Genomic DNA, 6,836 nt, shown 5'->3' with positions numbered 1-6,836 from the left:
GCAGCCGTACTTCCCGGCGCCCGGCTACCCGCCGGTCGCTCAACCCGGCTACCCGTCGGTCGCTCAACCCGGCTACCTGCAGCCCAACTACCCGCAGCCCAACTACCCGGCGCCCTCGCCGTCGTCCGACCCTGGCCGGCCGGCCCCGGCCCCAGGCGAGCCGCTACGGAATCCGAAACCCTGGGAATCCGAGAACCGCCCGTAGCCGGTTAGCAGGGTTAGCATTGGTCGCGATATGACTACGCACCCAACCGATCCAGCGTCCATCTACGATCAGCTCGAACCGCTGCTCGCCCATGTGACCAAGCCCATCCAGTACGTGGGCGGGGAACTGAACGCCGTTTCCAAGCCGTGGGAAAGCGCCGACGTGCATTGGGTGCTGATGTACCCGGATGCCTACGAGGTCGGTCAGCCGAACCAGGGCAACGCGATCCTCTACGAGGTGCTCAACGAGACCGATTGGATCAGCGCGGAACGGGTCTTCTCGGTCTGGCCCGACATGGAAGCCCTGATGCGTCAGGCACAGGTGCCGCTGGCAAGCCTCGAGACGCATCGTCCGGTGCGCGCGTTCGACGTCCTTGGCATCAGCCTGTCGACCGAACTCGGCTTCACCAACCTGTTGAACGCTTTGGACCTCGCCGGTATCCCGCTGCGTAGCACTGAGCGTGCCGACGGCGATCCACTGGTCGTGGCGGGTGGGCATTGCGCCTGCAATCCGGAGCCCATCGCCGACTTCGTCGATGTCGTGGTGCTCGGCGATGGCGAACGCGCGGTGCTGGAGCTGAGCGAGATCGTCCGGGAATGGCAGCAATCAGGCGAAGAGGGCGGCCGCGAGGCCCTGCTGCTTTCGCTCGCGACCACCGGCATGTTCTACGTGCCGCAGTTCTACGACATCGGCTATGGCCCCGACCGGCAAATCACCAAGATCTCGCCGAACCGGCCGGGCGTGCCGTATCAGGTGCAGCGGTGGATCCTCACCGATCTGGACGAGTGGCCCTATCCGAAGGCGCCGTTGGTGCCGCTGGCCGAGACCGTGCATGAGCGCTACTCGGTGGAGATATTCCGTGGCTGTACCCGTGGCTGCCGGTTCTGCCAGGCAGGCATGATCACCCGCCCGGTGCGCGAGCGCACCTTGCCGGTGATCGGCTCGATGGTGGCGTCCGGCTTGGAGGCGACCGGGCTCGAGGAGGTCGGCCTGCTCAGCTTGTCGAGCGCCGATCACACCGAGATCGACCAGATCACCGAGCAGCTCGCCGACCGCTACGGCGGCACGAATGTCTCCCTGTCGCTACCGAGCACCCGAGTCGACGCGTTCAATATCGACCTGGCCGAGAAGCTGGCCCGCAACGGACGCCGCAGCGGGCTGACGTTCGCCCCCGAGGGCGGTACCGAACGGATGCGCGCGGTCATCAACAAGAACGTCTCCGAGGACGACCTGATCGCCACGGTGACCGCGGCGTTCTCGTCCGGCTGGCGCTCGGTCAAGCTCTACTTCATGTGCGGTCTACCCACCGAGACCGACGAGGACGTGCTCGCGATCGCCGACATGGCCCATCGGGTCATCGAAACCGGACGCAAGGCCGCCGGGCGCCGCGACATCGCCTGCACCATCAGCATCGGTGCCTTCGTACCCAAACCGCACACCCCGTTCCAGTGGGTCGCCCAGACCGATGCGGAGATCGCCAACGACCGGATGCGCCAGCTCAAGCAGCGCGTCCGCGACGACCGGGCCTGCGGGCGGGCCATCACGATCCGCTGGTCGGATGGCCATCCCGGCCGCATCGAGGGGCTATTGGCCCGTGGCGACCGGCGAGTCGGCAAGGTGATCGAAGCGGTCTGGCGTGACGGCGGCATCTTCGACGGCTGGAACGAGCACTTCGACTACGAGCGCTGGATCCGCTGCGCGGCCGAACAGCTTGAACCGCAAGGACTGAGCATCGACTGGTTCACCACGCGCGAGCGACCGGTCACAGAGGTGCTGCCGTGGGATCATCTCGATCTGGGGCTCGACCGGAACTGGCTGTGGGAGGACTACCAGGAGGCGGTCCGGGGACGCGCGGTGCATGACTGCCGTTGGGACGACTGCAACGATTGTGGCGTGTGCCCCGAGATGGGCGTCGATATCGAGATCGGTCCGAGTGGCGGAACTCTGCTGCCGCTACGGGTCGCGCATTCGTCGCTGGTCTGAGGGACGCTCGGCGGGCCGTCACTGGGCCGGGGTGTCGCCGGTCAGCTCGTCCTCGAGCATGCCCGAGCGGGTCGCCACCACGCCGCAGACGGTCAGCGGGATGAACAGCAGCAGCTGGATCCAGATTGGCCATATGAACGAGCCGGTGGCGTCCTTGAGGGCACCCATCAGGAACGGCCCGATGCAGGCCAGCACATAGCCGACGGCCTGCGAGAAGCTCGACAGGGCAGCGGTGCCGGCCGGCGTGCGAGTATGGACGCTGAACAGCACCAGGATCATCGGGAAGAACCCGCCCGCGACGGCGAGGAAGATCGGCCACAGCCAGGGCAGCAGCTGCGGATTCCACAGCAGTCCTGCGTATCCGACGAAGCCGCACAGCGTCATCCCGATCAGCAGTCCGACCGGGTTCTTCATGCGGGTGGTCAGGTTGGGGATCACGAATGCGAACGGGATCCCGACTCCGGCGAGGATCGCGAGGAAATTGCCCGACTCGACGGGGCTGAAGCCGGCATGCTGATAGATCGTCGGCAGCCAGCCGAACTGGCCGTAGGCCTGCGCGGACTGCATGCCGAAGAAGATCGCCATCATCCAGCCGAGCCTGGTGCGGGCCACGGCCGCGAGTGAGATGCGAGTCCGCGGACCACCCGACCAGTCGCGGAACTGCAGCACCGACCAGACGATCAGCGGCAGCGCTATCGCCGCTGTGCCAACCCAGACCCAGTAGGCTCCCCGCCAGCTGCCGAATGCGATCGCCAGCGGCGCGGTGTACAGGCTGGCCACCGTCAGGCCGATCGACTGCGAGGTCGTGTACAGCGAAGTGACCAGTCCGTTGCGTTCGGGAAAGTGCCTCTTGACCAGCGGTGGCAGCAGCACGTTGATGACCCCGATACCGGCCAGCGCCACGCAACTGGCGAGGATGAAGCCGAGCGTCGAGTGGCTGAGGTTGCGCGCGATCTGTCCGACGACGTTCAACACCATCGCCACCAGAATTGCCCGGTGCAGGCCGAGCACTTCGCTGATCCGCCCGGCCAGGAAACCGAAGAGCGCGAAGCACAACGTCGGCAGCGAGGTGAGCAGCCCGGCAACGGTCTGCGACATGCCCAGCTCTTCTTGGATGGACGGCAGCACCGGCCCGATCGCCACCGCGATGGTGCGCAGATTGAACGCAGCCACCGTCACCATCAATGCGAGGAACAGTGATGTCTTCGAGATGCGCATGGCGCCTTTCCAGCAAGTCTGCGAGTGTCTATGACCGGACCCACACACGGTTGTGTGCCCATGTCCTCAGAGGAGTGAACCAGCAGCGAGCATACGCGAGATATATCATCTCGTGCCATGGCCCGTTCACAACCACCTCAGCAGCCACCGCCCGTACAGAAGCTCCGGCTTCAGCACGTCAAACGGGGCACCGCCCGATTCGCAAGTCACCGCGACTTCGGACGAGCACTCGAGCGCGCACTGCGGCGCGCCGGGGTGCCGATGGCATATTCGTCGGGCTTCTCGCCGCACCCGCGGATCTCCTATGCGGGTGCCGCGCCGACCGGCACCTCCAGCGAGGCCGAGTACGTCGAGCTGGGGCTGAGTGAGCGCTGTGATCCGCAGAAGGTATGCGACGCGTTGAACCGGGCGCTGCCAGCCGGTTTCGACATCGTCAAGATCGTCGAGGCGGATGGCCGGCGGCTGCCTGAACTGCTGCAGGCCTCCTGGTGGACGATCGAGTTGCCAGGTGTCGACCAGCAGATCTTTGTGCAGTTGGCGGATTCCTTGCGGAACGCCGACCGGATCGACGTCAGCCGGATGACCAAGAAAGGGGAGAGGCGCTTCGATGTTCGTCCGGGCTTGGTGAAGGTCTGGACGAGCCAGAGCGGCCTGGAGCTGATCATCCGGCACAGCGAGCCGTTGGTGCGACCCGACGATGTGGTTGCCGCCTTGCGTCTGCTTGCCCCCCAGCTGCTCTCGGAGATCGACGCGCCCCGAGCCACCCGTCGTGCTCAGGGCCCGCTGATCGGCGACCGGGTGAGCGATCCGCTGGAGCAGGGCGGTCCCCGCCCAGCACCCGGCGCGCGGACGGCGTGAGACACAGCCCGATTGGCGGACTGTGGCATAATGGCCGATAGGTAATCGTGCCGCCGGCACGAGCTCCGGGATGATCATCATCCAACCGCGACGCCAACTGCACCGCTGATCGAGACGATTGCGCGAGTGCCAGTGCGAGTTCGCCCGCCAGCCTGTGCGGTGCGGCGACCGCGGGGATGAGAGAAAAGAACCCCGGGTGCACCGACAGTTTTGACCGTGGTTCGTCCGCGGTAGTGAGCCGCACCCTCGGGTGCAGAGGAGCGCCCATGCTCGACGATATTTCAGCAAATAATGAATCCCCCGACGCGGTGAACCCGATCTCGGACGCGGTGCAACAGCCCGTTGTTCCGGAGCCGGCCGCCGCCGTCAACGACGATCTGCCGCGTCCGCCCAGCGGCCGCCGTTCGAAGACACGCCCCGCAGGTCCACCTCAAGCCGCCGCTCCGGCGGCACCCGCCGTCGCCCCGGCCGCGGTGCCGGAGTCGGTGCAGGCCGTGCCCAGCGAGCCGGTCGCCGATGCTCCATTGGTGGAGCGGGACGAGCCGGAGAAGTCTGCTACCAAGGCCCCGAAGAAGACTGCGGCCAAGAAGACGACAACCCGGAAGACGACGGACCCCGATAAGCCCGCCCGCACCCGCCGCACTTCGACGACCGATACGCAGACCGTGCCTGCCGCGGCCGCGATCATCGAGGACGTCGACGATCCGGACGACCGGCCCCAGGGGGAGATCCCCGATCTGGCGCCGCTCGCGCCGCTCGCCGAGAAGCCCAAGACCACCCGCCGCCGCTCCTCCCGCAAGACCGTCCCGGTCGCGGACGAGCCCGCCGGAGGCTCGGTGGACGAGATCAGTGCCGCGTTGGCAGCAGCCGAAACCGCCGCCACCAACCGCCGCCGCGCCAAGGCCGCCGATGGCGAGGTCGACAAGGAGCAGAGGTTGGCGTCCCTGGCCGCGGCCATTGCCGGGCTACCCGAGCCCGCCGCGAAGGCCGAAGCCGGCAGGACGACCGAGCAGGCGGTCGAGGAGTCCTCCGTACCCCAGGACGAAGCCGCCACGGCCGAGACCGCCGAAGAGACCGAAGACGCAGCACAGCCGGCGATTGAAGAGGACGCACCCGGCGATACCGAGTCGGCCGAGCAAGGCGAGCCCGCCGAGGACGCCAGCGAATCGGCCGAGGCCGAAGACGAGACGCCCGACGACGAAACAGGCGAGCAGGGTGCCTCGTCCCAGCGCCGCCGCCGGCGCCGTGGCGGACGTCGTCGCCGCAAGTCGTCCGGTGCCGGTGATGAGAGCGACGAGCGCTCCGACGATGACTCCGAGGCAGAGACCGGCTCGTCCGAAACCGATGAGCAGAGCCCCGAGAAGCCGGATGACGACAGGCCCGCAGAGCAGGACGAATCCGGGGAGACCACCGGATCGTCCACTCGCCGGCGTCGCCGCCGCCGGCGCCGTGGCGAGGATTCGTCCGAGGATGGCGATGTGGCGGTGCGCGTGCGCGAGCCGAAGCACGCCAGCGACGAGGTCTCCGGGATCGAGGGTTCGACCCGACTGGAGGCCAAGAAGCAACGCCGACGCGAGGGACGCGCGGCCGGACGCCATCGCGCACCGATCCTGACCGAGGCGGAGTTCCTCGCCCGCCGTGAGTCGGTGGAGCGGGTCATGATCGTCCGCCAGCGCGAGGACTACACACAGATTGCGGTGCTCGAAGACAACGTGCTCGTAGAGCATTATGTCGACCGCAGCTCGTCCACCTCGCTGATCGGCAACATCTACCTGGGCCGGGTACAAAATGTGTTGCCCAGCATGGAGGCCGTTTTCATCGACATCGGTCGCGGCCGCAATGCTGTGCTCTACGCGGGCGAGGTCGATTGGGATGCGTTCGGTGTGAGCTCAGACCAGCGCAAGGTCGAACAGGTTTTCAAGTCGGGGCAGCCGGTGCTGGTGCAGGTCAGCAAGGATCCGATCGGCGCCAAAGGCGCACGACTGACCGGGCATGTGTCGATTCCGGGACGCTACGTCGTTTACTCCCCGGGTGGACATCTGTCGGGCATCAGCCGCAAGCTGCCGGACTCCGAACGTCATCGCCTGAAAAAGATCCTGGATTCGGTGGTCTCCGAGGAGTCATCGGTGATCGTCCGGACGGCGGCCGAGGGTGCCACCGAGGCTGAGCTGACCGCCGATGTCGAGCGATTGCAGACTCAGTGGGAGGCGATTCAAAAGCGGACGAAGCAGCACGCCGCGCCACATCAGCTCTATGCGGAGCCCGACCTGACGCTGCGGATCATCCGCGATACCTTCACCGAGGACTTCCAGCATGTGTTCGTGGCCGGCAACGGCGGGGATGACGACATCTTTCAGCCGATCAAGGACTACCTCGACCACGTTGCGCCGCATCTGGCGGAGCGGTTGGTTCAGTGGGGCGGCTCGCAGGGCGACCCCTTCGCGAAGTTCCGCATCGACGAGCAGATCAGCAAAGCCCTGGAACGCAAGGTCTTCCTGCCGAGTGGCGGCTCGCTGGTCATCGACCGCACCGAGGCGATGACGGTCATCGACGTCAACACCGGCAAATTCAC

The 6,836-nt window shown here is 66.7% G+C and carries 4 protein-coding genes and 1 pseudogene; 4 read left to right on the top strand and 1 reads right to left on the bottom strand.

The window, feature by feature from the left end:
• Nucleotides 1-205, top strand: a pseudogene (locus AAFP05_RS04065) (hypothetical protein); the annotation flags it as partial.
• 30 nt (nucleotides 206-235) lie between these two features.
• Nucleotides 236-2,188, top strand: coding sequence for a TIGR03960 family B12-binding radical SAM protein (locus AAFP05_RS04060; RefSeq protein ID WP_341728580.1), 1,953 nt, complete (start codon nucleotides 236-238; stop codon nucleotides 2,186-2,188).
• 18 nt (nucleotides 2,189-2,206) lie between these two features.
• On the opposite strand, the gene AAFP05_RS04055 is transcribed toward AAFP05_RS04060, so the two are convergent.
• Entirely contained in the window at nucleotides 2,207-3,406 is a 1,200-nt protein-coding gene (locus AAFP05_RS04055; RefSeq protein WP_341728579.1) for an MFS transporter, read from the bottom strand.
• Between the two features lie 117 nt (nucleotides 3,407-3,523).
• Between AAFP05_RS04055 and AAFP05_RS04050 the strand changes: the two genes are divergently transcribed.
• Together AAFP05_RS04050 and AAFP05_RS04045 are read left to right on the top strand one after the other, a co-directional pair.
• Entirely contained in the window at nucleotides 3,524-4,264 is a 741-nt protein-coding gene (locus AAFP05_RS04050; protein WP_341728578.1) for a TIGR03936 family radical SAM-associated protein, read from the top strand.
• A 266-nt stretch (nucleotides 4,265-4,530) separates the two neighbouring features.
• The coding region (locus AAFP05_RS04045; RefSeq protein WP_341728577.1) for a ribonuclease E/G at nucleotides 4,531-6,836 on the top strand (2,306 nt) is incomplete at its 3' end.

It is taken from the genome of Brooklawnia sp. (assembly GCF_032229645.1).
Classification (GTDB): Bacteria; Actinomycetota; Actinomycetes; order Propionibacteriales; family Propionibacteriaceae; genus Brooklawnia.
This window is presented reverse-complemented; position numbering and strand designations above follow the sequence as displayed.

Excerpts from the sequence above, each read along its gene's own strand:
- AAFP05_RS04060 (WP_341728580.1), top strand. The coding sequence starts at position 236 with ATGACTACGCACCCAACCGATCCAGCGTCCATCTACGATCAGCTCGAA.
- AAFP05_RS04055 (WP_341728579.1), bottom strand. The coding sequence starts at position 3,406 with ATGCGCATCTCGAAGACATCACTGTTCCTCGCATTGATGGTGACGGTG.
- AAFP05_RS04050 (WP_341728578.1), top strand. The coding sequence starts at position 3,524 with ATGGCCCGTTCACAACCACCTCAGCAGCCACCGCCCGTACAGAAGCTC.